Origin of the sequence: Pseudomonas fluorescens (assembly GCF_004683905.1) — a bacterium.
GTDB classification, from domain to species: Bacteria; Pseudomonadota; Gammaproteobacteria; order Pseudomonadales; family Pseudomonadaceae; genus Aquipseudomonas; species Aquipseudomonas putida_A.
The window spans coordinates 1,775,301-1,799,678 of the sequence record NZ_CP038438.1 but is presented as its reverse complement, the minus strand read 5'-3'; the positions used below and the strand labels follow the sequence as shown (position 1 = coordinate 1,799,678).

Genomic DNA, 24,378 nt, shown 5'->3' with positions numbered 1-24,378 from the left:
TTAAGGGCTAACTCGCGAATGCGACTTAGCCTGCCACCACTCATTAAATTTAGCTGGAGAAAAAACAAACTTCCCACCTCGCTGAAAGACTGACGATGGTGCATATCTGCAAATTAAATAGATTAACTCAGCAATACCCCAAACCTGTACACCCAACTTCTGACACTCATCTTTAGAAGCGGGACTAAGACGGTACGTTGTTACTAGAACCAACTGAAGCGGCGTCAACATCTGAATACCAAACTCCCGCCAATTCCCACTTTCACTTCTTTGAATCAGCCACCCGCCAATCAACTCCCTAATATGAGCAGGATTAATAACCTTTGGATTATCAAAATTGCTATTAATGGCAGCCTTGGAGGATGCGACAATCATTACCTTTTGACCGGCTCTAACCAACCCTCCCCCTACTGTTCCATGCGAAAAAGCTTCCTCGATATCCACGAGATGATTCCAGGCAATCGCATCCACACCTTGGTCTCCAGACCCCTTCGTGGCAGCCCCAAAAAAACAAGCTTCAGATAGAATGGCTGCCGCAACGACCTCGAGATCATGCCCCTTATCAATATTAAGCAGTGCCGCCCTTATATTCTTATGTTTTTTTATACGCTCTAAAAAATCAGAAGGATACGAACTAGACAATTGCACCCTAGAAAGATAAGTACAGAGCCCGGAAATAACACTATTACCATTAACCCCCGAGTAAACTACAAACTCTGCAACCTCACACTTATCTCGCAATATTTGCTCACGCGCGAGAGAAAGATGACTGACTGCAATTGCCACTTCTCCGCCGGGATCAGGATCGGGAAACGCTGCCGCCAACTGCACCGGACTCAGGTTAAGCTCACTTCCGTAAAAACTTTCAACTGAAACTTCTGGTGCATCGATAGCCAATTTTTTTGCTGCTTTAACGACAACGGAAATCTCTGCTTCAGTCAGCGCCATTGTTTACCTCTGACAATGAACCTTGGAGTTGTGACTGCACCTCCGACAAAGCATTGATCACCGCTAACATTCTTGTAACCTGGCCCTTCAATTCTTCGAGTTTTTGTTTAGTTTCAGGCGACTCTATTAAATCATCCGTAGGAGTCCTCTTCAATGTCCTGATGAACATTGCGATTTTCTTGGAAAGCTCTCCTTCTTTCCTCTCCTCAAAAAATATTTCCGCCGACCGAAAGTCACGATCAGCTAAAGCTTCTAATACCGAACTGTCTTCGAGCTTCAACATTTCACGAAGACGACGAACTGCCATCTCTGCCGAAACTTCTGTACCGCCACTATCCTCTTGATCTTCGAGATTATTTGTCTCCACAGCCAGCTTGTTCAATAGATAGTGAAAAAACACATCTTCACTAGCGCTATTAACATAGCTCATGTCTTTTTCAGACCAGCCTAACCACCTAGATATCGCAGGTGCTCTTGCCGCCTCTGAGAATGCGTTATAGGTCAATGTGTGTTTTACTGAAGATCTCTTTTCAAAAGCCAGAAAATCTTTATACAACACGTGCGCTTTCAGATCGCGCAGCACTTCCGATTTTTTACGTCCAAAGCGATCAGCAACCTGTGCCACACTCCAGCCATCTTCAAAAATCAGTCGAGACTGAAATTCATAGCGGCTCGCTGGCTCCCAACTTTTCGCCCCCATCAAATGGCGCATACCGATATATATTTCAGAAGCGCGTCGATACTTCTCAAGTTGCTTCGCGCTACCATCTATAACGGGACCTTCCAAAACAAAACAAGGAAGTGTTCTAAGTGACTCTCTAACTTGTGGACGAAGCTTTTCATGATTTGGCCCTGAGTCATTGAAAAGTCTACGTACCGCGGTAACCCTACGATTCCCCTCAAGCACCAAAAACTTGTCGCCATCGTACTTTGCAACAATTAACCTTTCATGCTTCAAAAAACCGTTATTTTCTATTGAAGTTGCGAGAGACTCTATATCAAAACGTGGCTCTCCATTCACAACCCCATAAAGCTTATCCTGAATAGCTGGCTGACCAAAAAGCTTTACATCCAGGATCTTATAAATATCCCCCACCCGTTCTAAAAGCCTGAGATTGTGCGGATCAAGTAATAATCGCGAGGGTTCAATTTCTTGGGATGATCCTTCGGGCAAATTGAGTGCAGGTCCCTTAAGCTCGGTCTCTCGACCCTTTTCAGAAGGAGAATTCTTTGCTTTTTTCGTTGGTACCGCTTTCGGAGCCATCGAGTAATTTCCCTAATAATTCACTCAAAACACTTTAGTTTTTTTTCGTTTCCTCGCCAACCCCAAGATTCTCGAAAAACCTCATATGTAATAAATGGTTTTCCACCTTGACAAGAAATTCTGCTTAGAAAAGCAAATATTCCTACGCTCTCTCCAACCATTCAGCCACAGTGATACAGGATTTTTCATACGCACGTACGGTAAAACCATGATGAAATTGGAGAAAGCGCCGTTACCCATGGTTCGTTTAAAGCATTCCAATTTACGATCAAATCGACTTCACATCGGTGGTTTCACACCATCCTTGCCCGCCGAGATCGATTGCGCGGTCAGCGTGCCGTCCGCACTTTGCGTGACAAAAGTGACGATCTTCACCCCCACCTTCAGCAAACTCCGATCCCCCGGCATCAGGTTGACGATCGGCACGTCCTCCGGCACCAGGATCTTCTGCTGTCCGCCCTTGTAATTGACCGTCAGCACCCGGCCATTGCTGACCACCAGATCACCGACACTGCCATTGGTCATGCTGCTGCCCTTGGCCAAGTCGAATGGCCGATGACCGTCACCGCTGCCGGCCAGTTCCGGCGGGAATACGTGCACTTCCATTGCCTTGAGGGTGCCATCTTCCTGCGGCATGGCGGCCGAGCCAATGTAGCTGCCGGGTTTGATGTCTTCGATATTCGCCAGCGTGACGGCACGCACCTTGGTGTCCGCAGTCAACCGGATCACCACGTTCTCGCCGCTGTTGACGTGGACTTTCAGCGAATCGGCGCTGACCCCGGTGATCTCACCGCGCACGCCGAGACGCATGCCCGGGGCATCGGCGGCCTGCACCGCAGTGGCACTGAGCAGGCCAATCAAGGCAATCGTGGTGGTGTGACGCAGCAGCTGACGCAACATGGCAATCCTCCGTTGATGAACAGTAAAAGCGCAGCGGTAAACATAAGCACGCTATCGAAGAACATGTAAGTGAATGTATCATCGACCCTCCCCGGCTGGACGCAAGGTTCGCCGATGGACGACACCGCCGCTGAAGCCAATCATTCCGCAACGGAATAACTGATATCGATACAAGGCTTCTACCGCCGCGTCGGTGCGTCCCTTAGCCTCACCGCATTCCCTTTCGCTGGATCGAGAAACCTTATGAACGCCACAACTCACGCAATGACCCGAGGCATGGTGCTGCTGTTCGCCTTCTGCTGCGGCGCGATCGTCGCCAACATCTACTACGCGCAACCGATCATCGGCCTGATCGCGCCGGACATCGGTCTTTCCGACACCATGGCCAGCTTCATCGTCTCGCTGACGCAGATCGGTTATGCGCTGGGCCTGTTCTTCCTGGTGCCGCTGGGCGACCTGCTGGAAAACCGCCGGTTGATGATCATCACCACGGTGGTGGCGATTGCCAGCCTGCTCGGCGCGGCGTTCACCCGTCAGCCGAACGTGTTCCTGCTGATCTCGTTGCTGGTGGGCTTCAGTTCGGTGTCGGTGCAGATCCTGATTCCGCTGGCCGCGCATCTGGCGCCGGAAGAATCCCGTGGCCGGGTGGTCGGCGGGATCATGGGCGGCCTGCTGTTGGGCATTCTGCTGGCGCGGCCGGTGTCGAGCGTAGTGGCTGACCATTTCGGCTGGCGTGCGATGTTCATGATTGCCGCGGCGTTGATGGCGGCGATCAGCGTGGTGCTGGCGCTGACCGTGCCCAAGCGCCAACCGGATCACAGCGCTTCCTACGGCCAGTTGCTCGGCTCGCTGTGGACGCTGCTGCGCCAGCAACCGGTGCTGCGTCAGCGGGCGTTTTATCAGGGCTGCATGTTCGCCACCTTCAGCCTGTTCTGGACAGCGGTGCCACTGGAACTGGCGCGCAACCACGGTCTGTCGCAAAGCGAGATTGCGATCTTCGCGCTGGTCGGCGCCATCGGTGCCATCGCCGCGCCGATCAGCGGACGCCTGGCTGACGCCGGCCACACCCGCATCGCTTCGCTGCTGGCCATGCTGTTCGCCAGCCTGAGCTTCCTGCCGGCCTTCATTCACCCGGCCTACAGCGTCATCGGCCTCGCGGTGACCGGCGTGGTACTGGACTTCTGCGTGCAGATGAACATGGTTCTCGGCCAGCGCGCGGTCTACTCGCTGGACGCCAAAAGCCGTGGTCGCCTCAACGCGCTGTACATGACCAGCATCTTCATCGGCGGCGCTTTCGGCTCGTCGGTCGCCAGTGCGGTGTATGAGCATGGCGGCTGGTTGTGGATCGTGATTGTCGGTAGCGCGTTCCCGCTGCTGGCGTTGTTGCGGTTCCTGAGTGCGTCGCAGCGTGGTGCTTTGGCAACGGCGTAAGATGTCGAGCAAGCTCGCTCCCACAGGTTGCTCACTGGGCCTGTGAGAGCGATGACGCTTAATACCGAACCAGCTTCTCCATCGCCGCATCTGCCAGAAACGAAGAGCGGCTTTTGACATTGTGTTCACGCACATAGCGATCGATGCGCTGGATCACATAGCCTGGCAACGTCACGTTGACCTTCTCGGTCTTGCCCATGTACGGCGAGATATCCAGCTCGAGCATCCCCCAGCCCATGTCGGCAAACTCCGGATTATTGCGATGGGCCGCTGCCGACGTCGGCATCGGAATCGATTCCCCGTCCGCCGCTATCTCCTGCAACATGAGATGGGCGACTTCAACGGCTGCGTTATAGGCGTCCTCGAAAGTGTCCCCGGCCGTGACGGCGCCGGGAATGTCAGGTATCTGAATACCGATGGCGGTGTTGTCGTCACCCCATTCGATGCAGATCGGATATTGCATTATGGATCTCCCTTGTAGCTGGCTGGCGGGTGGTACAACCCGGCACGCCTCCTGATGCTTTTGACCGTCCCCAGCGGCAAATCCTTTTTAGGGTGAGGAACGGGAATGGTGTACGGGTTGTAACGATGCGTGAAGATGTGATGACTGCCGGTGACTCGATCCAGCGTCCAGCCTGCCTCCTCCAGCTCCTTGATCAATAGCCTGCTTTGCACCTGGCGCCTCCTTGCTCCGGCCGAATAAAAGTAACTCTAGAGTTATCTTTACTCAAGCACATAAATCTGCAGGACGACGTTTGGTTGTTTTACCGCATGTGATTGAATGGACGCGGATTACACTCAGCACCCTATTCCCTGTGGGAGCGGGCTTGCTCGCGAAGGCGTTGGATCAGCCAATACATGTGCTGAATGTCAGACCGCTTTCGCGAGCAAGCCCGCTCCCACAAGGGGACTACGACAACTTTCAGATTTGCAGGAAGACTGATGGACCGCCTCGCCGCCATGGAAACCTTCGTCTACGTGGTCGAAACCGGCTCGTTTTCCGCTGCCGCCCGACGGCTGAATATCGGCCAGCCCGCCGTGTCGAAAACCATCGCTCAGTTGGAAAAACGCCTGGCGGTCAGCCTGTTGCTGCGCTCGACTCGCGGCCTGACCCCGACTGAAGCCGGACTCGCGTTTTTCGAACGGGCCAGACGCGCCATCGACGAAGCCAACGAAGCCGATAACGCCGCCCGTGGCAGCGCCAGCGGTTTAAGCGGCAACCTGCGCATCAGCGCTGCGGTGACTTTCGGTCGCCTGCACGTCGTGCCGCAGCTGGGGCCGTTTCTCGATCAGCATCCACAGCTGAACATCGACCTGATGCTCGATGATCGCAACATCAATCTGGTCGAAGAAGGTATCGACATCGCCCTGCGCATGGGCCCGCTCAGCGACTCCAGCCTCACCGTGCGTAAAATCGCCGACTGTCACCGCGTAGTGCTCGGCACCCCGGCCTACTTCGCCCGCCACGGCGAGCCGAGCTGCCCTGCCGATTTGGATAAGCATCAAGGCATCGTCTACAACCTCAGCGGCGGCGCCACCTGGATCTTCACCCAGGGCAGCGAACAACAGACGCAAACCCTGACCGGCCGCCTGCGGGTCAGCGCCGCCGAGGGTTTGCGTGCAGCCGTGCTGGCCGATCAGGGCCTGACCATCGCCTCGCAATGGATGTTCGCTCCGGAGCTGGCAAGCGGTGCGGTCAGGGCGGTGATGAATGACTGGGTATTGCCGGATCAGGACTTGTGGGCGGTGTTTCCCACGGGGCGGATGGTCAGTGCGAAGGCGCAGGCGTTTGTGGATTATGTGCAGGGGTTGTTGACCAGCGGATTGTGAAAAACAGCTAATCAAAAGATCGCAGGCTTCGCCAGCTCCTACAGGGACATCATCAATGCCCGGCAACACACAAAAAAACGGCGATCCAAAGATCGCCGTTTTTTCATCACTGCCCGAACTGTTTGCCCAATCCCGGCGGTACGCCGTGGATATCGGTGTCTTCCCAAGGGCCGTTGGGGCTGACGGAGCGAGTCCAGCCGTTGTTCCAGCGGAAGTAGGTGCGCTGGCGGTAGAAGGTGTTGGGCTGGTCGTCGAGGACGTAGACGCCGAGCTTCTGGTCCCAGTGGCTGTTGCCGCCCGGTGGTGGGGCGAAGCTGGCTGAGGTGCGTGGGACTGGCTTGGACGGTTTGGCCGGGATGCTTTTGCCCGGAGTCGGCGAGGTCGACGGGGTCGGGCTCGGTTGCGACGGCGGGATGGGCGGCAGGCTGGTGGTCGGTTCCGGTCGGTGCACCGCACATGCGCTCATGCTCAAGGCCAATGTGATGACGGAGATGCGGGCGAGGCTGTGCATGGCGGTGCTTTCCTGTGGGTTCCGGGGGTTATCGGTCCGGGCTGTCGATGGTCAGAGTTTGCTGCGCGGTGGTGCTGCTGGCCAGCGGGCCGCTGCGACCCACCCACTCCCCGGCGGTCGGTTGACCGGCACGGGAGATGCGCGCAACCAGTTGGACTTCAGGGAAGTTCGACAGTTTCAACTGCGGCATCATCGCGTCGGCATCGCCCAATTCGACAGTGACCGGCAGATCGGCCACGGTCAGGCGCTTGGCCGCCAATGGTGCCGGTGGGCCGGAAACGGCGCGGGCGAAGATGAAAACGCTGTCGCCCGGTTGCACCTGGCCTTTGAGTTCGCTGGCCAGATCGACGCGCACCTTGAGCAGAGCGGCAACCTTGGCTGCTGGCGCGGCGGCAACCTTGCCGCCACTGGCTTGCAGGCGCTCGGTGGCTCGCTCGATCCCGCCCTGCAAGGCGGCGCGGGAGTTGTCGCCCTCTGGCAACTGCGCCAGCAACCGGTTCCAATAGTCGATTGCCTGCTGATAACGCTCGCCCTCGAACGCGGCGATGCCGAGCAGACCGAGGCTGGTGACTTCTTTCGGATCGGCTTTCAGCGCTTCATCGGTCAGGGCCTGGATCTTGTCCGACCACTTCTTGCCGTCAGCAAAGTATTGCGCCTGCGCCCACTGGCCGAGCAGTTCCGGTTGGCGACCGGCCAGGTTGGCGGCGCGTTCGAACATCTTCGCCGCATCTGCCGGACGATCCTGGGCCATGTAGGTACGACCAAGGAAGTACAAGCCTTCGGCGGAATCCGGTTGCGCGGCCACGGCGCGCTCCAGACGCCGGGTCATCTCTTCCATCGACTGCGGCGCCTGGGCGAATTCACGGGTCAGTTCGACTTTATCGGCAGCACCGAAATGCAGGTACAGACCCAGGCCCAACACCGGCACCAACACCGCCGCCAGCAGCGGCAACGGCTTGCCCAGTTTCGACACACGCGGTGCGGCAACGCCTTCGGTATCGGCGAGCAGCTCACGCGCCGCTTCCGCGCGCCCGCTGTCCATTTGCGCGGCATCGAGTACGCCTTCAGCCTGCTGCGCTTGCAGCTCGGCCACGCGTTCCTGATACAGCGCCACGTTCAGAGCAGTTCGATCCTCTTCACGCTGGGCGCGACGGCCACGCAAAACCGGGATCAGCAGAAAACTCAGGGCGACCAGAAGCAACAGCCCTGCGGCAAGCCAGAAATCAATCATTCTTGGTTTTTATCCAACAGTTGGTCGAGGCGCTGACGCTCTTCGGTGGACAGCGATGGCGGGGTCTCGGTGCGTTGTGCGCGGCGTCGGCGAACGATCACTGCGATCACCACCAGACCACCGAACAACAGGCCGGCCGGGCCGAACCACAGCAGTGCAGTCTTGGCATTGAGCGCCGGTTTGTAGCGGACGAAATCACCGTAGCGATCGACCATGAAGTCGATGATCTGCTGATTGTCCTTGCCCTCGCCGAGCATGCGGAAAATCTCTTTGCGCAGGTCGGCGGCAATCGGCGCGTTGGAGTCGGCGATGTCCTGGTTCTGACACTTGGGGCAGCGCAGTTCCTTGGTCAGTTCACGAAAGCGCTCGCGATCACCTTCCTTGGCGAACTCGTAGGTGTCGATCGCGGCATGCGCCACACCGGCCAGACTCAGGCCCAAGACCACGGCAGCGATAAAGCGCTTCATGGCTTGGCCTCATCGACCAGCGCCTGATACTTGGCTGCGAGTTTTTCGCGCCAGACCTGCTCGTCGATCACACCCACGTACTTGTCGCGAATGACGCCCTTGGCGTCGATGAAGAAGGTTTCCGGTGCGCCGTACACGCCGAGGTTGAGGCCCAGCGAACCTTCGTCGTCACGAATATCCAGCAGGTACGGGTTGTGGAATTCGGCCAGCCACTTCAACGCATCGGCGTTGGTGTCCTTGTAGTTGATGCCGTAGATCACCACACCGCGTTCGGCCAGCTTGTTCAGCACCGGGTGCTCGACCCGGCAGGAAATGCACCAGGTGCCCCAGACGTTGACCAGCGCCGGTTTGCCGAGAATGTCAGCCTTGGTCAGGGTCTTGTCACCCTGCACGTTCGGCAGGCTGAATTCCGGGAAGGGCTTGTTGATCATCGCCGACGGCAGCTCCGCCGGATCGAGGTACAGACCGCGATACAGAAACACCGCCACCAGCAGGAACATCGCCAGGGGTACCAGCATCAACCAACGTCTCATGCAGCCGCTCCTTGCAGGCCGAGGGCTTCACGCACCCGGGCTTTGACCTTGACTCGATAACGCCGATCCAGCGCCGCCAGCAATCCGCCCAGACCGGTCAGCAGACCGCCGAACCAGATCCAGCGCACGAACGGTTTGACGTGAACCCGTACCGCCCACGCGCCGTTTTCCAGCGGCTCGCCCAGTGCAACGTAGAGATCGCGGGTGAAACCGGCGTCGATCCCGGCCTCGGTCATCATCGAACTCTGCACGGTGTACAGGCGTTTTTCCGGGTGCAGCACGCTGACTTCCTTGCCGTCGCGGATCACCCGGATGGTGCCCTTGTCGGAGGTGAAGTTCGGCCCTTCGAAGTGTTTGGCACCTTCGAAGATGAAGTGATAACCGGCCAGATCCATCGACTCGCCCGGCGCCAGACGCAGGTCGCGCTCGGCACTGTTCTGACTCGACAGCACCACACCGAGGGCGCATACGGCGATGCCGAGGTGAGCGATCTGCATGCCCCAGTAGCTGCGGGTCAGGGTTGGCAGGCCTTTGATCAGGCCCTTGTGGCGAGTCTTGTCGAAGATGTCGCGCACACCGGCGAGCAACACCCATGCGGCAAGCAGGAACGTCGCGATCACCGCCCAGTTGAAATCGCCGTAAGCGACACCAGCCACCACGGCCAATGCGACACTGCCGAGCAACACCGGGGTCAGCATGTTTGCCAGCCACTTCACCGGGGTGTCCTTCCAGCGGACGATCACGCCGACTGCCATCACCAGCATCAGCAACGCCATCAGCGGGATGAACAACGCGTTGAAGTACGGCGGGCCTACCGACAGCTTGGCGCCGCTGATCGCATCAAGAATCAGCGGATACAACGTGCCGAGCAGAATCATCGACGCGGCCACCACCAGCACCAGGTTGTTGCCCAGCAACAGGGTTTCCCGCGACCACAGGTTGAAGCCGACCTGGCTCTTGACCACCGGAGCGCGCAACGCAAACAGCGTCAGCGAACCGCCAACCACGAACAGCAGGAAGATCAGGATGAACACACCGCGTTCAGGGTCCGAGGCAAACGCATGTACCGAAGTCAGCACGCCGGAGCGCACGAGGAACGTGCCAAGCAGGCTCAGCGAGAACGCGGCAATCGCCAGCAACACCGTCCAGCTCTTGAACACGCCACGTTTTTCCGTGACTGCCAGCGAGTGAATCAGCGCGGTGCCGACCAGCCATGGCATGAACGAGGCGTTTTCCACCGGATCCCAGAACCACCAGCCGCCCCAGCCGAGTTCGTAGTACGCCCACCATGAACCGAGGGTGATGCCGATGCCGAGGAAGGCCCATGCGACAATCGTCCAAGGGCGCGACCAGCGTGCCCAGGCGGCGTCGAGACGACCACCGAGCAGTGCGGCAATGGCGAAGGCGAACGCCACCGAGAAGCCGACGTACCCCATGTAGAGCATCGGCGGATGCACAATCAGGCCGATGTCTTGCAGCAGCGGATTGAGGTCACGACCGTCGGCCGGAATCTGCGGCAGGATCCGCGAGAACGGGTTGGAGGTGAGGATCAGAAACAACAGGAAACCGGTGCTGATCATGCCCATCACCGCCAGTACGCGAGCGAGCATGACTTGCGGCAACTGCCGGGAGAACACCGACACGGCGAAGGTCCAGCCACCGAGGATCAACGCCCACAGCAGCAGCGAACCTTCGTGGGCGCCCCACACCGCGCTGAACTTGTAATACCACGGCAAGGCGCTGTTGGAGTTCATCGCGACATAACCGACCGAGAAATCGTCGGTCATGAACGCGTAGGTCAGGCAACCGAAGGCAAACAGCAGGAACGCAAACTGACCCCACGCCGCCGGCTGGGCCAGGCCCATCCACATGCGGTCACCGCGCCACGCACCGAACAGCGGCACCACGGCCTGCACCAGCGCAAAACACAGCGCCAGAATCATCGCCAGATGGCCGAGCTCGGGAATAAACAGTGCAGAAGTCATCGATCAACCCTCCTTCGCTGGGGTCGGTGCCGATTGACCACTGTCTTTCAGCGCTTTGGTCACTTCCGGCGGCATGTACTTCTCGTCGTGCTTGGCCAGCACTTCATCGGCCACCACCACGCCGTCGGCGTTAAGTTTGCCCAGGGCGACAATGCCCTGCCCTTCGCGGAACAGATCCGGGAGGATCCCGCGGTAGGTGATGGTCACGGCTTTGTTGAAGTCGGTGACAACGAATTTGACGTCCAGCGAGTCCGGCGAACGTTGCAGCGAGCCCTTCTCGACCATGCCGCCGGCGCGGATGCGCGTGTCGTGCGGCGCTTCACCGTTGGCGATCTGGGTCGGCGTGTAAAACAGGTTGATGTTTTCCTGCAGGGCGCTCAGGGCCAGGCCGACGGCAGCGCCGACCCCGACCAGGATCGCCAGAATGAGGGTCAGACGTTTTTTGCGCAGCGGATTCACTTGCCGTTCTCCCGGCGCAGACGACGCGCCTCTTGTTGCAGATAGCGCTTGCGGGCCGCGATCGGTGCGACCACGTTGAGGATCAGCACCGTCAGACAGATGCCGTAGGCCGACCAGACATACAGGCCATGGTGGCCCATGGCGAGGAAGTCGCCGAATGAAGCAAAACTCATCGCGCGGCCTCCAGGCTGTTCTGCACTTCTTCTTTGACCCAACTGGCGCGGGCTTCGCGCTTGAGCACTTCGAGGCGCATGCGCAACAACAGCACGGCGCCGAAGAAGCAGTAGAACCCCAGCACCGTCAGCAGCAGCGGCAGCCACATTTCGGCGGGCATCGCGGGTTTTTCCGTAAGGGTGAAGGTCGCGCCCTGGTGCAGGGTGTTCCACCACTCCACCGAGTACTTGATGATCGGAATGTTGATCACCCCGACGATCGCCAGCACCGCGCAGGCCTTGGCGGCGCTGTCGCGGTTGCTGATGGCGTTGCCCAGCGCAATCACCCCGAAATACAGGAACAGCAGAATCAGCATCGACGTCAGCCGCGCATCCCAGACCCACCACGAGCCCCAGGTCGGCTTGCCCCAGATCGCCCCGGTGACCAGCGCCACGGCGGTCATCCACGCGCCGATCGGCGCCGCGCATTGCAGGGCGACGTCGGCCAGTTTCATTTTCCACACCAGCCCGACCACGCCGCATACCGCCAGCATCACGTAGATCGACTGCGCCAGCATCGCCGCCGGCACGTGGATGTAGATGATGCGGAAGCTGTTGCCCTGCTGATAATCCGGCGGCGCGAAGGCCAGGCCCCAGACGACGCCAACGCTGATCAGCAGCAACGCGGCGATGCTCAGCCACGGCAGAAACCGGCTGCTGATGCCGTAGAACCACTTGGGCGAGCCGAGCTTGTGAAACCAGGTCCAGTTCATACTGTTTCCATCACGGGTGCCGCTCATCGGTGTGAGCAGTCTCAGGGTCTTTGCTGGTTAAATTTTAACCAGACCTCATTATTCGCCGACGCTGATCTTCAGGCCAGCAGCTATTGCAAAAGGTGTCAGGGTGATCGCCAGGGCGGTCAGGCTACCCAGCCACAGCAGATACCCGGTCGCCGGCATGCCTTGCAAGGCGGCCTGCAAGGCGCCACTGCCCAGGATCAACACCGGGATGTACAACGGCAGAATCAGCAACGCCAGCAAAAGGCCGCCGCGTTTCAAACCAACCGTCAGCGCCGCGCCCACCGCACCGAGCAGGCTCAGCACCGGTGTACCCAGCAGCAACGACAACAGCAACACCGGCAGGCAGGCGACCGGCAAACCGAGCATCAACGCCAGCAACGGCGAGAGCAGAACCAGTGCCAGTCCCGAGAACAGCCAGTGTGCCAGCACCTTGGCCAGCACCAGTAGGGGCAGCGGGTGCGGCGAAAGGACCCACTGTTCCAGGGAGCCATCTTCGAAATCACTGCGAAACAGTCCGTCCAGCGAAAGCAGGACCGACAACAACGCGGCCACCCAGACTAACCCCGGGGACAGGTTTTGCAAGACTTGAGTTTCCGGGCCGACGGCCAGCGGGAACAAGGCGATGACGATGGCGAAGAAAATCAGCGGATTGGCCAGTTCCGCCGGGCGACGAAACAGCAAACGGGACTCACGGGCAACCAGCAGGCCGAACACACTCATACTGCCCAGTTCCCCAGATCGATATCGCGATAACCGGCCGGCATCCGGCTCAGTGTGTGGTGCGTGGTCAGAACCACCAGACCGCCGCGCTCGCAGTGCCCGGCCAAGTGTTCTTCAAGCTGCGCCACGCCCTGTTTGTCGAGCGCGGTGAACGGCTCGTCGAGAATCCACAGCGGCGGGCTGTCCAGATACAGCCGCGCCAGCGCCACGCGGCGTTGCTGACCGGCGGACAGGGTGTGGCAGGGAACATCTTCGAATCCGCGCAATCCTACGGCTGCCAGCGCCTGCCAGATCGCCTCGCGCCCGGCCGGCCGATGCAGAGCGCAGAGCCAGGACAGGTTCTCTTCCGGGGTCAGCAGGTCCTTGATCCCGGCAGCGTGGCCGATCCACAGCAGGTTGCGCGCCAGTTCGCTCGGTTGTGCAGTCAAGGGCTGGCCGTTGAGCAGCACCTGACCGCTGGTCGGCTGCATCAACCCGGACAACAGGCGCAGCAGGCTGGTCTTGCCGCTGCCGTTGGGACCGCTGATCTGCACCATATCGCCACTGGCCAGTCGCAATTCGAGATTTTCGAAGAGCAGCCGCAGGTCTCGCTCACAGGCAAGGGCAACGGTTTGCAGGACAGGACTGGTCAAGGGATCACGGGCCTTATACGGTTCAAGTCGGCTCTGGCGCGGCCGTTAAAGAGATGCAGGATAAATGCAATGACGGTGCGAAGCAGAGAGCTGGATCAAACAATTGCTATGTTTTCTGAACGAAGCGCAAGACGCGCGGCATTATACATGCCGTGCCTTACTCCCAAGAGCGCAATTTCCTCAGGTTGTGTCCGCGTATGACAGGCGAAATGAACATCCTCCCGCTGCCGCCCACCACCCCGGCGAACACGCGTCCGCTGGTGATGAGCGGTGAGTTGCTCAAGCTGTTGACCCCGGTCGAAGGCTTGATCGGCGCCGGGCAAAGCGCCCAGGCCGAGGTGTTGTCACTCAAGCAGGCGGATCAGACCTTTCAACTGCTGCTCAAGGTGACCGTCGACGGCGGCCGGCAGACCACCGTGCAAGCCAGCAGCAACCTGCCGTTGCCGACCGGCACCAACCTGGCCGTCACCCAGCCGTCGGCGGGCAATCTGGCGATCACCGTGCAACAGGCGATTGCCAGCAGCGTCGCCGCCCTCACCCGCATCGACACCGCGCAGTTGCCGGTCGGCACGCTGCTGCAAGGCAAGGTGCTGACCTCGCAGACACTGCCGCAAGTGCCGGGACAGCCGACGGTGTACCGCTCACTGGTGAGCCTGCTCAACACCGCGCAAAGTGGCGCCACACTGGACATCGACAGCCCGACACCACTGCGCATCGGCACCCTGCTCTCGGCACTGGTCGAAGACTCGCAAACCCTCAAGTTCGTGCCACTGAGCAGCCGTCAGGAGCAATTGGCGGTGAGCCAGCAACTGCTCGGCCAGCAGACTCGCCAAGGTTCGCTGGACGGTTTGCTCAATGCTCTGCAAAACCTGCCGAGCGACGACGATCAGACCTCGCAGGATCTGCGCGCTGCCGTCACGCGCCTGCTCGCCAACCTGCCCGATGTGCAGCAAATGAGCACCGCCAAAGGCGTGGCGCTGGCCCTGGCCAACAGCGGCGCCTTCCTCGAAGCCAAATTGCTGACCGGACAGAATCCGGCGCTGGCCCCGGACATGAAAGCCGATCTGCTCAAGCTGATCGCGCAACTGTCGCCGGGTGCGCCGGGCAATGCCAGTTTCAACGCGATCATCGCCGCCAACACGCTGGCGCAAGCTCTGCCGAGCTTCGTGCGCAACGCCCTCGGCACCCTCGGTCAGGTCAGCGCCAAACCGCTGCCCAACAGTTTCCCGCTGCCCGACCGCCTGCTGCAAAGCCTCGAAGGTGAAGGCGATCTGGAACATCTGCTGCGCCTCGCCGCGGCAGCCGTGTCGCGCCTGCAAAGCCATCAACTGTCGAGCCTGGAACAGACCGGGCTCACCGACGATGGTCGCCTGCTCAGCACCTGGCAGCTGGAAATCCCCATGCGCAACCTGCAGGACATCGTGCCGTTGCAGGTCAAGTTTCAGCGCGAAGAAGCGCCGGAAAGAGAACCGCAACCCAACGAACGCCGTGACGAACGCGAACCCAAACAGCAGCTGTGGCGCGTCGACCTGGCGTTCGACATGGAGCCGTTGGGGCCGATGCAGATTCAGGCGCAGTTGATTGCCGGCAGCCTGTCGAGTCAGCTCTGGGCCGAGCGCCCATACACCGCCGACCTGATCGAAACCAATCTGTTCGCCCTGCGTCAGCGCCTGCTCGATCGCGGGCTGAATGTCGGCGATCTCGATTGCCACCTCGGCACCCCGCCGCAAGGCAATCAAACCCGCCTCGAACACCGCTGGGTCGACGAAACCGCATGAACGATTCCACTGCTCCACGCCAGGCCATCGCCCTCAAATACGACGGCAACCACGCCCCGACCCTCACCGCCAAGGGCGATGAGGAACTGGCCGAAGAAATCCTGCGCATCGCCCGCGATTGCGAAGTGCCGATCTATGAAAACGCCGAGCTGGTGCGGCTGTTGGCGCGGATGGAACTGGGCGACAGCATTCCCGAGGAGCTGTACCGCACGATCGCCGAGATCATCGCGTTCGCGTGGAATCTGAAGGGGAAATTCCCCGAGGGGCAGGATCCGGATGCGCCGATGGTCGAGAAGGACGTTACCGAACGCGGGGATGATTACTAGGCCGCGCCGGAGACAAGCCCAGATGCACGCGCTCTCGCTCGATATTCAATTCAAACGCGCTCGCCACTGCAGGTTCGCCCATTCAAACCGTTGTGAGCGACCATAATCCTTGATCCCGACGGGCATACCTTGCTCGGACAGATTCAGTGCCTTGAAGCCGATTTTCCCGATTCGCCAGTAATACTCATGCACAGGATCGTTGACGCGATAGGGAAGCAGGATCTGCCTGCCCGTCCCCAGCCCATAAGGCCGCACGTCGGCCCAATTAAGCACGCTCGTCTCGAAAGCCGGAGACGAAGGCTCTTCGAACTCTCCGCCGCCAAGATTTGCGACTTTCCAGAAATTGATATCACTACCGTCTGATCGAGCGTGCAGCACCCATACATCGGTCAGTTTGGTAATCGGCGAATCCAGCACTGCGGTCTTTGAACGCGCAGAATAAAAGCCCGGCAACTCCAAGGCTTTCTCAAAATCCAGAGAACGGCCGCTACTCCTGTAGGTGAGCAGCTTCAAGAACTGTGCACTTGAATCAACAGCGAGCACATCATCTTTGCCATCGTTGTCCAGCCTGGCGCTGTAGAAGTGGGCCGGCAATGGGTTTTTTCGGGCATCTCCCCAGTGAGCAGGAACGCCCAGACTCGCCCCTTTATTCTCCATCAGCCAGAAATCGGACACTGTGTTATTCAGGGTTTGCACGATCAACACATCTTGCTTGCCGACGCCTCTGAAGTCGCCAGCCAGATATTGCTGAGCTTGCCGGTAGGCATGCCCTTGCTGAACCGAACGCCAGATAATCGGATCAGCAAAATGCCCGCCTTCATTCTTCAATAGCCTGAAAATGGTTTCGTCAGCTTTTCCGGGCGATATCGCCATCAGATCAGCCTTGCCGTCACCTGTGAAATCCGCCAGCAGATAGCGCGTAGCGTCGTAGCAAATCGCTGTAGCACACCCGGAATCAAAAGAGTCTGGATCAAATGGAGGTCTGTTCTCATACCATTTCTCGGATGCAATCGCGTCTGCGTCCAGCGACGTGACCCAAATATCGACACCTGGACCATCCTGCCGGCGCTGCACTTGCACCGTCCGGTTCGTCCCGTCACCGATGACATCCCCCGTCAGCGCCACTTCCATCGAATCATTGCTGTCGATGTTATCGACGCTGCGCACCCACAACGTAGAACCCGCAAACTCCATGCAATCCGCTATCAAGCTCGGCTGTACTCCGTCCAGGCATTGCCCCTGCGCTCCGGGAACATAAATTTTCCCGAAATCCCACGGAGTCCAGTGTTGAGAGGGCTCATTGCTTTCACATGCGCGTTCGATCAATTGGCCATTCTGACGCGCTATGCAATGGCCAGAGGCTGTTTTCAGCAGCGCAACTCCCCTGCTCGCGCCGACTGCAATGTCGGAGGGCACAAACGCCCAGCGCTGGTCAGCGTCTGGCTCACATCCATCCAGTGTCACCTGCTGCCCCAATCCATTGGCAACCAGGCACTGTTGCGTCTGGAAATTGACTAGCGGTCTGAAAGGGATATTGACCAGTGGCCCGGCGGCGTGAGCATGGCTGAGCGTGAAATTCAGTCGCGCCACCCAATTGCCATTCCAGGTGGCTTCACTGTACGCACTGCTGACTGGCTCAGCCCCTTCAAAGTGAAAGTAGCTGGCGACAACATGCCGTTTCGCCTGCACCGCTGCCGGGTCCACGTTAGGAGCGACGGCCGCCGAGGGATAGGTCTCGTGATAAATCACCGGGATATCTGCACTGATTCCGCGCAAGGCCAGGCGCGTCAAACGTGCCGAATAAATATGGTCAGGATGCTCCGTGTACGCAACGGTGTCCGGATTGAGTGCATACACCCGGGTGGCTCCTTCATTGACGATCAGTTCGGTCAAGAGCTGCACGAAAGATGTTCGACTGTAGAGGTTTACCGGACCTGAAGCCGAGTCCAGATAGGGCCAACTCCGAACAGTTTTATCGAGGTCGAGCAAATCGGCCAGCGGCACATCTCCACCACGAACGTCCCCTCCCGGCACACGCAAATATATGAGCTTCAATCCAGGTCGCTCATTGGCCTTGACGCTCATCACAATGGCTGAATCAGTGAATATCAGGTTAGGCGTCCATCCGGTCGCAAAACCCAGCATTTTTTCATAGGCTTTTCTCGACGCGCTTTCGCGCTTCAGCACATAGTCGAAGCCGGCGCCAGAACTGCCACCGTTCATGAAGATACTGGTCACACAGCCGCCGGCAGCCAGAACTTGCGAAATCCGCGGATCAATAAACAGCAGATCGTCGTCCATATGCGCAACGACATTGACCAGGTGGACACCGTGACAATTTTGCCGGTCGGCAATATTGGCTTCTGGAGCAAGCCTGCTGACCTGAGCCTGACAAGCCGTCAGGAGCAGCACGACTGCCAGCCACAGGGCGGTAACACCGGGTGACCGGACTTTTTTCACGCGCTCGATTCTGGCTGGCAAATGCATACCCACTCCACGATTGGCTGGATCGGTGAATTGGCGATCAGACGCGTCTGCCTGAAAAGCCGACGGGACTATCGCGAGTCACGAGCAGTGTGAGGAGCGATGAGCGAAATTCTCTACTGTCAGAAATAACAGTTCAGACAGACGGCCATGGGCGAATCAGGCAACAAAATCGAGCGCAAAAAAAATCGCCGGCATGACCGGCGATTCTTATTCAAATGACATGCCTCTACGCATATCAGCTTCTGTGCAGCTTGCGCATCAACTCCGCCTCAGCCTGGGTCAAGCCGCAGGACTGGGTCAGCTCATCGACGCTCGCGCCCATCCCCACCAGTTTCGCCGCCTGGGCGAACGACAGGCTCGACGGGTCGCGTTGTTCCAGCGCGACAATCTTGTCCGGCAACGGACCGACGACCGAGCGCAGCTCGTGCAGGGCTTCGCCCATGCGCACGTTGCCGTTCTGATAGTCGTCGACACGCTTGGCCAGGTCCTTGATGCGCTGATCACGCAGCGCGTCGCCCTGAGCCTGTTGCGCAGCGATCACCCGCTGCGCCTTGATGTACGCCAGAAACATTGCCAGCGTGCCTGCCCAAAAGAGGAACAGGACAATGACCGCCACCTCGAGAATCAATCAGATGCTCTCCAGTTCCGACCATTCTTCTTCGCTCATCATCTTGTCCAGCTCGACCAGGATCAGCAACTCGTTGTTCTTGTTGCACACGCCCTGGATGAACTTGGCCGACTCTTCGTTGCCGACGTTTGGCGCGGTCTCGATTTCCGACTGACGCAGGTAAACCACTTCAGCGACGCTGTCGACCATGATCCCGACCACTTGCTTGTCGGCTTCGATGATGACGATACGGGTGTTGTCGCTGATCTCGCCGCTGTTCAGGCCGAAGCGCTGACGGGTGTCGATCACGGTGACCACGTTACCGCGCAGGTTGATGATGCCCAGCACGTAGCTTGGCGCACCCGGTACCGGCGCGATTTCGGTGTAACGCAGGACTTCCTGAACGCGCATCACGTTGATGCCGTAGGTTTCGTTGTCCAGCTTGAAGGTCACCCATTGCAGGATCGGATCTTCAGAACCTTTTGCATTCGTCGCCTGACTACTCATACCCTGACCCCTCGAAAAAACCGCACTGGGCGGTGTGTGTTCTGTGTGGAGGCATTGAAAAATGCCTTCGCCTGACTGTTATGTCGGCTGCTATGTCGATTTATGTAGCGGCTTGTGGCCGCCCAAGTGCTTTGCCCCGCCGCTGGCGATCAACTCGGCCAGCGCGGCTACATCAAGTAATGCACACATGTGCTCGATCACCGTGCCGGCAAGCCATGGCCGCTGACCCCGGTGACTTCTCCATTTGATTTCATTCGGGTCCAGGCGCAACGAACGGCTGACCTGATGCACCGCCAGGCCCCATTCGTAACCTTGTACCGAAATCACGTACTGCAGGCCCTGACGGAAGTCATCGCGATAGCGATCCGGCATGACCCAACGCGCCGTGTCCAACACTTTCAGATTGCCGGCCTGGCTCGGCAGAATCCCGAGGAACCATTCCGGCTGCCCGAACAGCGGCGTCAACTCGTGGCCAGCCAGCGAATAGATCGAACCGAGGCACACCAGCGGCACCGCCAGCGTCAGCCCGGCAACATCGAACAACAGGCATTCGAAGGCTTCCGAGGCCCAGGCCGGACGGCCATCGGTTTCCACCGGTGGCGGCGTGTTGCTCGGTGGCAGGTGCACTTCCACCACTGGCGGCACCAGCGTCTGTTCGACGGGTGCCGGTGCCACCGGCGCCGGTTCGGCCACGACCGGTTCCGGCGCGGTTTTCAGCAATTGGGTTTGCAGCAGCGGTGCGAGTGTCGAAACCGGCGCGCGTGGCGGCTCGGCTTCTTCGATCAACGCCACTGGCGCCTTGGCGATCGGTGCGGCGGCAGGCGCGGCAACCGGGGCGGCAGGTTTGGTGGTTTTCTGCGCATCACGCGCCTGCTCTTCCAGTACCGCAGCCTGGAATTCATCCAGCGCCGCAGCACTTTCGACCACCTCGACCGGCGCCTCGACCGGCACTTCCACTGGCGGCAACTCGTCAGGGATTTCCTGCAGCAAGCTGTCCAGATAGGACTGCAACGCCAGTTGCGGACGCGATGTCAGCTTGATTGGGCGGTTCATCGGTCAACAGCGCCTGACAGGGAAACCGCGTCGCCAGCTTCGCGAGCAGGCTCGCTCCCACAGGATTTGTGCAATTCAGGCATGCGTGATCGGAACACGGTCATCTCAGGCCACCTGCGGAACAAGTTGTTGCGCCAGCAGATGCTTGAGCAGCGCGCGGTACGCCAGCACGCCACGACTCTTGCCGTCGAACTGCGAAGGCGTGACCCCGGCCCGGCTGGCGTCGCGCAGACGGGTATCGACCGGGATGTAACCCTGCCAGATCTCTTCGGGGAATTTGTCACGCAGCACGCGCAAGGTGCCCAGCGATGCTTGGGTGCGGCGGTCGAACAGGGTCGGCACGATGCTGAACGGCAGCGCCTGTTTGCGCGAGCGGTTGATCATCGCCAGGGTGTTGACCATGCGCTCCAGACCTTTGACGGCCAGGTGCTCGGTCTGCACCGGGATCACCAGTTGCTGGCTCGCGGCCAGAGCGTTGACCATCAGCACGCCGAGCAACGGCGGGCTGTCGATGATCGCGTAATCGAAGTCCTGCCACAGCTGCGCCAGACTCTTGGCGATCACCAGGCCCAGGCCACTCTGCCCCGGCGACTGGCGCTCGAGGGTGGCCAGTGCGGTACTCGACGGCAACAGGGAAATGCGTTCGTCGCTGGTCGACAGCAGCAACTGCCCGGGCAAGCCTTGCGGCACGCTGCCCTTGTGCAAAAACAGGTCGTAGTTGCTGTGTTCCAGGCTGTCGGGGTCGTAGCCGAAATAGCTGGTCATCGAGCCGTGCGGGTCGAGATCGACCACAACCACGCGCTTGCCCGCCTCCGCCAGCAATCCGGCTAAAGCGATGGAAGATGTGGTTTTACCGACACCACCCTTTTGATTGGCGACTGCCCAGACTCTCATTCGGTTCGTTCCTCCCGGCCGAGATGCTCGACCGAGACATAGCTCAGCGTATTAATGCGGGCGACGGAGAATTGACGGCACTCTCGCGTCCCGGCGTCTTGACCGGGGACGGTGCAGTTTGTGTGCCAGCGCGCTTCAATGCCGCGTCCGGTTGTGCATTGGCAGTACCGGTACCGGTCAGACTGCGGCGCACATCGAGGTTGCGCGACACCACCAGCACCACACGACGGTTTTTCGCCCGGCCTTCGGCGGTGGCGTTGTTGGCCACCGGCTGAAACTCACCGTAACCCACCGAGGCCAGACGCCCGGGGTTGACGCCCTGCATCGCCAGCATCCGCACGATACTCGCCGAACGCGCCGAGGACAGTTCCCAGTTGGTCGGGTACTGCGCGGTGCGGATCGGCTGATCGTCGGTGAAGCCTTCGACGTGAATCGGGTTGTCGAAAGGTTTGAGGATCGCCGCGACCTTGTCGATGATGTTGAACGCGATATCACTCGGCATTGCGTCGCCACTGCCGAACAACAGGCTGGAATTGAGTTCGATCTCGACCCACAACTCGTTGCCGCGCACGGTCATCTGGTTGGAAGCGATCAAGTCGCCGAACGCGGCACTGATGTCATCGGCAATGCTTTTCAGCGGATCGCTGGCCCCGGCGATACCGGCATCGACCTGCTCGCTGTCCTTGACCAGCGGCTTGGCCGGGGTCACGGTTTTCGGCCGTTCCTCACCGATCGGGATCGGCTTGAGCGAGCGATCGGAGTCAGTGAAAACCCCGATCAGCGCTTCGGAAATGACCTTGTACTTGCCTTCGTTGATCGACGAGATCGAGTACATCACCACGAAGAACGCGAACAGCAGCGTGATGAAATCCGCGTAGGACACGAGCCAGCGCTCGTGATTAACGTGTTCTTCCTGATGCCTGCGGCGAGCCATAGTCCATTACCCCCATCAATCCATGAAGCCCTGAAGCTTCAGCTCGATAGAGCGAGGGTTTTCACCTTCGGCGATCGACAAAATACCTTCCAACAACATTTCGCGATAACGCGACTGCCGCAACGCGATTGACTTGAGCTTGGCCGCCACCGGCAGCAACACCAGGTTGGCACTGGCCACGCCGTAGATGGTCGCGACGAATGCCACGGCAATACCGCTGCCCAATTGGGTCGGATCAGCGAGGTTGCCCATCACATGAATCAGGCCCATCACCGCACCGATGATGCCGATGGTCGGCGCATAGCCGCCCATGCTTTCGAAAACTTTGGCAGCCTCGATGTCGCGGGCTTCCTGGGTGTAGAAATCCACTTCGAGAATGCTGCGGATCGCTTCCGGCTCGGCGCCATCGACCAGCAGTTGCAGGCCCTTGCGCGAGTAGTTGTCCGGCTCGGCATCAGCGACGCCTTCCAGCCCGAGCAGGCCTTCCTTGCGTGCGGTAAGGCTCCAGTTGACCACCCGATCGATGCCGCCGGCCAGATCCACCCGTGGTGGAAACAGGATCCAGGCGAGAATCTGCATGGCGCGCTTGAAGGCGCTCATCGGCGATTGCAACAGCGCGGCACCGATGGTGCCACCGAGCACGATCAGCGCCGCCGGGCCGTTGGCCAGCGCGCCGAGGTGGCCGCCTTCAAGGTAGTTGCCGCCGATGATGGCGACGAACGCCATGATGATCCCGATAAGGCTTAGAACATCCATCAGATACACGCCTCGACGATGTGCTTGCCGATGTCGTCCAGGCCGTAAACCGCGTCAGCCAGATCGGCTTTGACGATGGCCATCGGCATGCCGTAGATCACGCAACTGGCTTCGTCTTGCGCCCATACCGAGCTGCCGCCCTGCTTGAGCAGACGCGCGCCTTCACGGCCGTCGGCGCCCATGCCGGTGAGGACCACCGCCAGAACTTTGTCACCGTAGGACTTGGCTGCGGAACCGAAGGTGATGTCCACGCACGGCTTGTAATTCAGACGCTCGTCGCCCGGCAGGATTTTCACCGCGCCACGGCCGTCGATCATCATCTGCTTGCCACCCGGCGCCAGCAGCGCCAGGCCCGGACGCAGGATGTCGCCATCCTCGGCCTCTTTCACGCTGATGCGGCACAGCTTGTCCAGGCGCTCGGCAAACGCCTTGGTGAACGCCGCCGGCATGTGCTGGATCAGCACGATCGGCGCCGGGAAGTTCGCCGGCAATTGGGTCAGCACCCGTTGCAGGGCAACCGGGCCGCCGGTCGAAGTCCCGATGGCAACCAGTTTGTAGGCTTTGCGTTTCGGTGCCGGCGACGACGCGCTGGCGGCTGGCGCACGCGCAGGTGCTGGAGCCGGCGCCGGACGCGTCGGAGCAGCAGCGCTGTGGCTGCTGAAACTCGAGGCCGCCGGGGCTGGCGCAGGCGTCGGTGCAGCGGCCGGAGCCGGCGCACTGTAGGCACTGAAACGACGATTGCTGCGCGAGATGCTGTGGACCTTCTCGCACAGCAGTTGCTTGACCTTCTCGGGGTTGCGCGAGATGTCTTCGAAATTCTTCGGCAGGAAATCCACCGCACCGGCGTCCAGCGCATCCAGGGTAACCCGGGCGCCTTCGTGCGTCAGCGAGGAGAACATCAACACCGGAGTCGGGCAGCGCTGCATGATGTGCCGCACCGCCGTGATGCCATCCATCATCGGCATCTCGTAGTCCATGGTGATCACGTCCGGCTTGAGGGCCAGGGCCTGATCGATCGCCTCTTTACCGTTGGTGGCCGTACCGACCACCTGGATGCTCGGATCCGCTGAAAGAATTTCCGAGACGCGGCGGCGGAAAAAACCCGAATCGTCCACCACCAGGACTTTGACTGCCATAAACACTCCATTAGGTGCAGCGGGACGTCGTCGCCCC

At 59.6% G+C, this 24,378-nt stretch carries 27 protein-coding genes; 4 read left to right on the top strand and 23 right to left on the bottom strand.

Going from position 1 to position 24,378, the window contains the following annotated elements; all coding sequences use genetic code 11:
- The 3 genes from E4T63_RS08190 to E4T63_RS08180 form a co-directional block, all read right to left on the bottom strand.
- Positions 1-948 (bottom strand): hypothetical protein, encoded by a 948-nt coding sequence (locus E4T63_RS08190; RefSeq protein WP_127646222.1) that lies wholly within the window; start codon positions 946-948, stop codon positions 1-3.
- Positions 935-2,212: a hypothetical protein gene (locus tag E4T63_RS08185; protein ID WP_135295236.1), complete on the bottom strand. Its 1,278-nt coding sequence runs from the start codon at positions 2,210-2,212 to the stop codon at positions 935-937. Before E4T63_RS08185 ends, E4T63_RS08190 begins: the two co-directional genes overlap by 14 nt.
- A gap of 279 nt (positions 2,213-2,491) precedes the next feature.
- Positions 2,492-3,112 (bottom strand): DUF5666 domain-containing protein, encoded by a 621-nt coding sequence (locus E4T63_RS08180; protein ID WP_134785766.1) that lies wholly within the window; start codon positions 3,110-3,112, stop codon positions 2,492-2,494.
- Positions 3,113-3,355: 243 nt separating this feature from the next.
- Between E4T63_RS08180 and E4T63_RS08175 the strand changes: the two genes are divergently transcribed.
- Positions 3,356-4,543, top strand: coding sequence for an MFS transporter (locus E4T63_RS08175; RefSeq protein WP_135295235.1), 1,188 nt, complete (start codon positions 3,356-3,358; stop codon positions 4,541-4,543).
- Between the two features lie 58 nt (positions 4,544-4,601).
- Here E4T63_RS08175 and E4T63_RS08170 read toward each other — a convergent pair whose 3' ends face one another.
- Both E4T63_RS08170 and E4T63_RS08165 read right to left on the bottom strand, forming a co-directional pair.
- Positions 4,602-5,006, bottom strand: a complete 405-nt coding sequence (locus tag E4T63_RS08170) for a type II toxin-antitoxin system HicB family antitoxin (RefSeq protein ID WP_115987135.1) — start codon at positions 5,004-5,006, stop codon at positions 4,602-4,604.
- Complete coding sequence (locus tag E4T63_RS08165; RefSeq protein ID WP_027613935.1) at positions 5,006-5,218, bottom strand: type II toxin-antitoxin system HicA family toxin; 213 nt, start codon at positions 5,216-5,218, stop codon at positions 5,006-5,008. Before E4T63_RS08165 ends, E4T63_RS08170 begins: the two co-directional genes overlap by 1 nt.
- Positions 5,219-5,485: 267 nt before the next feature.
- Here E4T63_RS08165 and E4T63_RS08160 point away from each other — a divergent pair, with 267 nt between their 5' ends.
- Positions 5,486-6,373, top strand: coding sequence for a LysR family transcriptional regulator (locus E4T63_RS08160; RefSeq protein ID WP_135295234.1), 888 nt, complete (start codon positions 5,486-5,488; stop codon positions 6,371-6,373).
- Between the two features lie 106 nt (positions 6,374-6,479).
- Here the strand turns inward: E4T63_RS08160 and E4T63_RS08155 are convergent, their stop codons facing one another.
- The 10 genes from E4T63_RS08155 to ccmA all read right to left on the bottom strand — a co-directional run bounded on the left by E4T63_RS08155 (position 6,480) and on the right by ccmA (position 13,863).
- Positions 6,480-6,884 carry a hypothetical protein gene (locus E4T63_RS08155; RefSeq protein WP_135295233.1) on the bottom strand — a complete coding sequence of 135 codons (405 nt, stop codon included), beginning with the start codon at positions 6,882-6,884 and terminating at the stop codon, positions 6,480-6,482.
- A 28-nt stretch (positions 6,885-6,912) separates the two neighbouring features.
- The gene (gene ccmI, locus E4T63_RS08150; RefSeq protein WP_135295232.1) at positions 6,913-8,115 is read right to left on the bottom strand and encodes a c-type cytochrome biogenesis protein CcmI; all 1,203 of its coding nucleotides are present in this window, start codon (positions 8,113-8,115) and stop codon (positions 6,913-6,915) included.
- Positions 8,112-8,582, bottom strand: coding sequence for a cytochrome c-type biogenesis protein (locus tag E4T63_RS08145; RefSeq protein ID WP_003222948.1), 471 nt, complete (start codon positions 8,580-8,582; stop codon positions 8,112-8,114). Before E4T63_RS08145 ends, ccmI begins: the two co-directional genes overlap by 4 nt.
- Complete coding sequence (locus tag E4T63_RS08140) at positions 8,579-9,115, bottom strand: DsbE family thiol:disulfide interchange protein (protein ID WP_135295231.1); 537 nt, start codon at positions 9,113-9,115, stop codon at positions 8,579-8,581. The genes E4T63_RS08145 and E4T63_RS08140 overlap by 4 nt, the downstream gene beginning before the upstream one ends.
- On the bottom strand, positions 9,112-11,100 hold the full coding sequence (locus tag E4T63_RS08135) for a heme lyase CcmF/NrfE family subunit (RefSeq protein ID WP_135295230.1): 1,989 nt from the start codon (positions 11,098-11,100) through the stop codon (positions 9,112-9,114). The genes E4T63_RS08140 and E4T63_RS08135 overlap by 4 nt, the downstream gene beginning before the upstream one ends.
- A 3-nt stretch (positions 11,101-11,103) precedes the next feature.
- A complete protein-coding gene (ccmE, locus tag E4T63_RS08130; RefSeq protein ID WP_041072935.1) occupies positions 11,104-11,559 on the bottom strand; it encodes a cytochrome c maturation protein CcmE in 456 nt (151 codons plus the stop codon).
- Positions 11,556-11,732, bottom strand: coding sequence for a heme exporter protein CcmD (gene ccmD / locus E4T63_RS08125; protein WP_115987129.1), 177 nt, complete (start codon positions 11,730-11,732; stop codon positions 11,556-11,558). The genes ccmE and ccmD overlap by 4 nt, the downstream gene beginning before the upstream one ends.
- Positions 11,729-12,484 (bottom strand): heme ABC transporter permease, encoded by a 756-nt coding sequence (locus E4T63_RS08120; protein ID WP_003222943.1) that lies wholly within the window; start codon positions 12,482-12,484, stop codon positions 11,729-11,731. Before E4T63_RS08120 ends, ccmD begins: the two co-directional genes overlap by 4 nt.
- Positions 12,485-12,562: 78 nt before the next feature.
- Positions 12,563-13,231, bottom strand: coding sequence for a heme exporter protein CcmB (ccmB, locus tag E4T63_RS08115; protein WP_003222942.1), 669 nt, complete (start codon positions 13,229-13,231; stop codon positions 12,563-12,565).
- Positions 13,228-13,863: a cytochrome c biogenesis heme-transporting ATPase CcmA gene (ccmA, locus tag E4T63_RS08110; protein ID WP_027613927.1), complete on the bottom strand. Its 636-nt coding sequence runs from the start codon at positions 13,861-13,863 to the stop codon at positions 13,228-13,230. The genes ccmB and ccmA overlap by 4 nt, the downstream gene beginning before the upstream one ends.
- A gap of 197 nt (positions 13,864-14,060) precedes the next feature.
- Here ccmA and E4T63_RS08105 point away from each other — a divergent pair, with 197 nt between their 5' ends.
- Together E4T63_RS08105 and E4T63_RS08100 are read left to right on the top strand one after the other, a co-directional pair.
- Positions 14,061-15,641 (top strand): flagellar hook-length control protein FliK, encoded by a 1,581-nt coding sequence (locus E4T63_RS08105; protein WP_098967859.1) that lies wholly within the window; start codon positions 14,061-14,063, stop codon positions 15,639-15,641.
- Positions 15,638-15,967, top strand: coding sequence for an EscU/YscU/HrcU family type III secretion system export apparatus switch protein (locus E4T63_RS08100; RefSeq protein ID WP_003222939.1), 330 nt, complete (start codon positions 15,638-15,640; stop codon positions 15,965-15,967). The genes E4T63_RS08105 and E4T63_RS08100 overlap by 4 nt, the downstream gene beginning before the upstream one ends.
- 45 nt (positions 15,968-16,012) lie before the next feature.
- Here the strand turns inward: E4T63_RS08100 and E4T63_RS08095 are convergent, their stop codons facing one another.
- The 8 genes from E4T63_RS08095 to E4T63_RS08060 all read right to left on the bottom strand — a co-directional run bounded on the left by E4T63_RS08095 (position 16,013) and on the right by E4T63_RS08060 (position 24,341).
- Positions 16,013-18,454 (bottom strand): PIG-L family deacetylase, encoded by a 2,442-nt coding sequence (locus E4T63_RS08095; protein ID WP_135295229.1) that lies wholly within the window; start codon positions 18,452-18,454, stop codon positions 16,013-16,015.
- 235 nt (positions 18,455-18,689) lie between these two features.
- The gene (locus E4T63_RS08090) at positions 18,690-19,082 is read right to left on the bottom strand and encodes a DUF2802 domain-containing protein (RefSeq protein ID WP_007961680.1); all 393 of its coding nucleotides are present in this window, start codon (positions 19,080-19,082) and stop codon (positions 18,690-18,692) included.
- Positions 19,083-19,568, bottom strand: a complete 486-nt coding sequence (locus E4T63_RS08085) for a chemotaxis protein CheW (RefSeq protein WP_003222936.1) — start codon at positions 19,566-19,568, stop codon at positions 19,083-19,085.
- Positions 19,569-19,658: 90 nt separating this feature from the next.
- Positions 19,659-20,621: a CheW domain-containing protein gene (locus tag E4T63_RS08080; RefSeq protein WP_135295228.1), complete on the bottom strand. Its 963-nt coding sequence runs from the start codon at positions 20,619-20,621 to the stop codon at positions 19,659-19,661.
- A 105-nt stretch (positions 20,622-20,726) separates the two neighbouring features.
- Positions 20,727-21,515 (bottom strand): ParA family protein, encoded by a 789-nt coding sequence (locus E4T63_RS08075; protein WP_003222933.1) that lies wholly within the window; start codon positions 21,513-21,515, stop codon positions 20,727-20,729.
- A gap of 43 nt (positions 21,516-21,558) precedes the next feature.
- Entirely contained in the window at positions 21,559-22,449 is an 891-nt protein-coding gene (gene motD / locus E4T63_RS08070; RefSeq protein ID WP_027613922.1) for a flagellar motor protein MotD, read from the bottom strand.
- 15 nt (positions 22,450-22,464) lie between these two features.
- On the bottom strand, positions 22,465-23,205 hold the full coding sequence (locus tag E4T63_RS08065; RefSeq protein WP_003222929.1) for a flagellar motor protein: 741 nt from the start codon (positions 23,203-23,205) through the stop codon (positions 22,465-22,467).
- Positions 23,205-24,341 carry a protein-glutamate methylesterase/protein-glutamine glutaminase gene (locus E4T63_RS08060; RefSeq protein ID WP_095139385.1) on the bottom strand — a complete coding sequence of 379 codons (1,137 nt, stop codon included), beginning with the start codon at positions 24,339-24,341 and terminating at the stop codon, positions 23,205-23,207. Before E4T63_RS08060 ends, E4T63_RS08065 begins: the two co-directional genes overlap by 1 nt.
- Positions 24,342-24,378 lie beyond the last annotated feature (37 nt).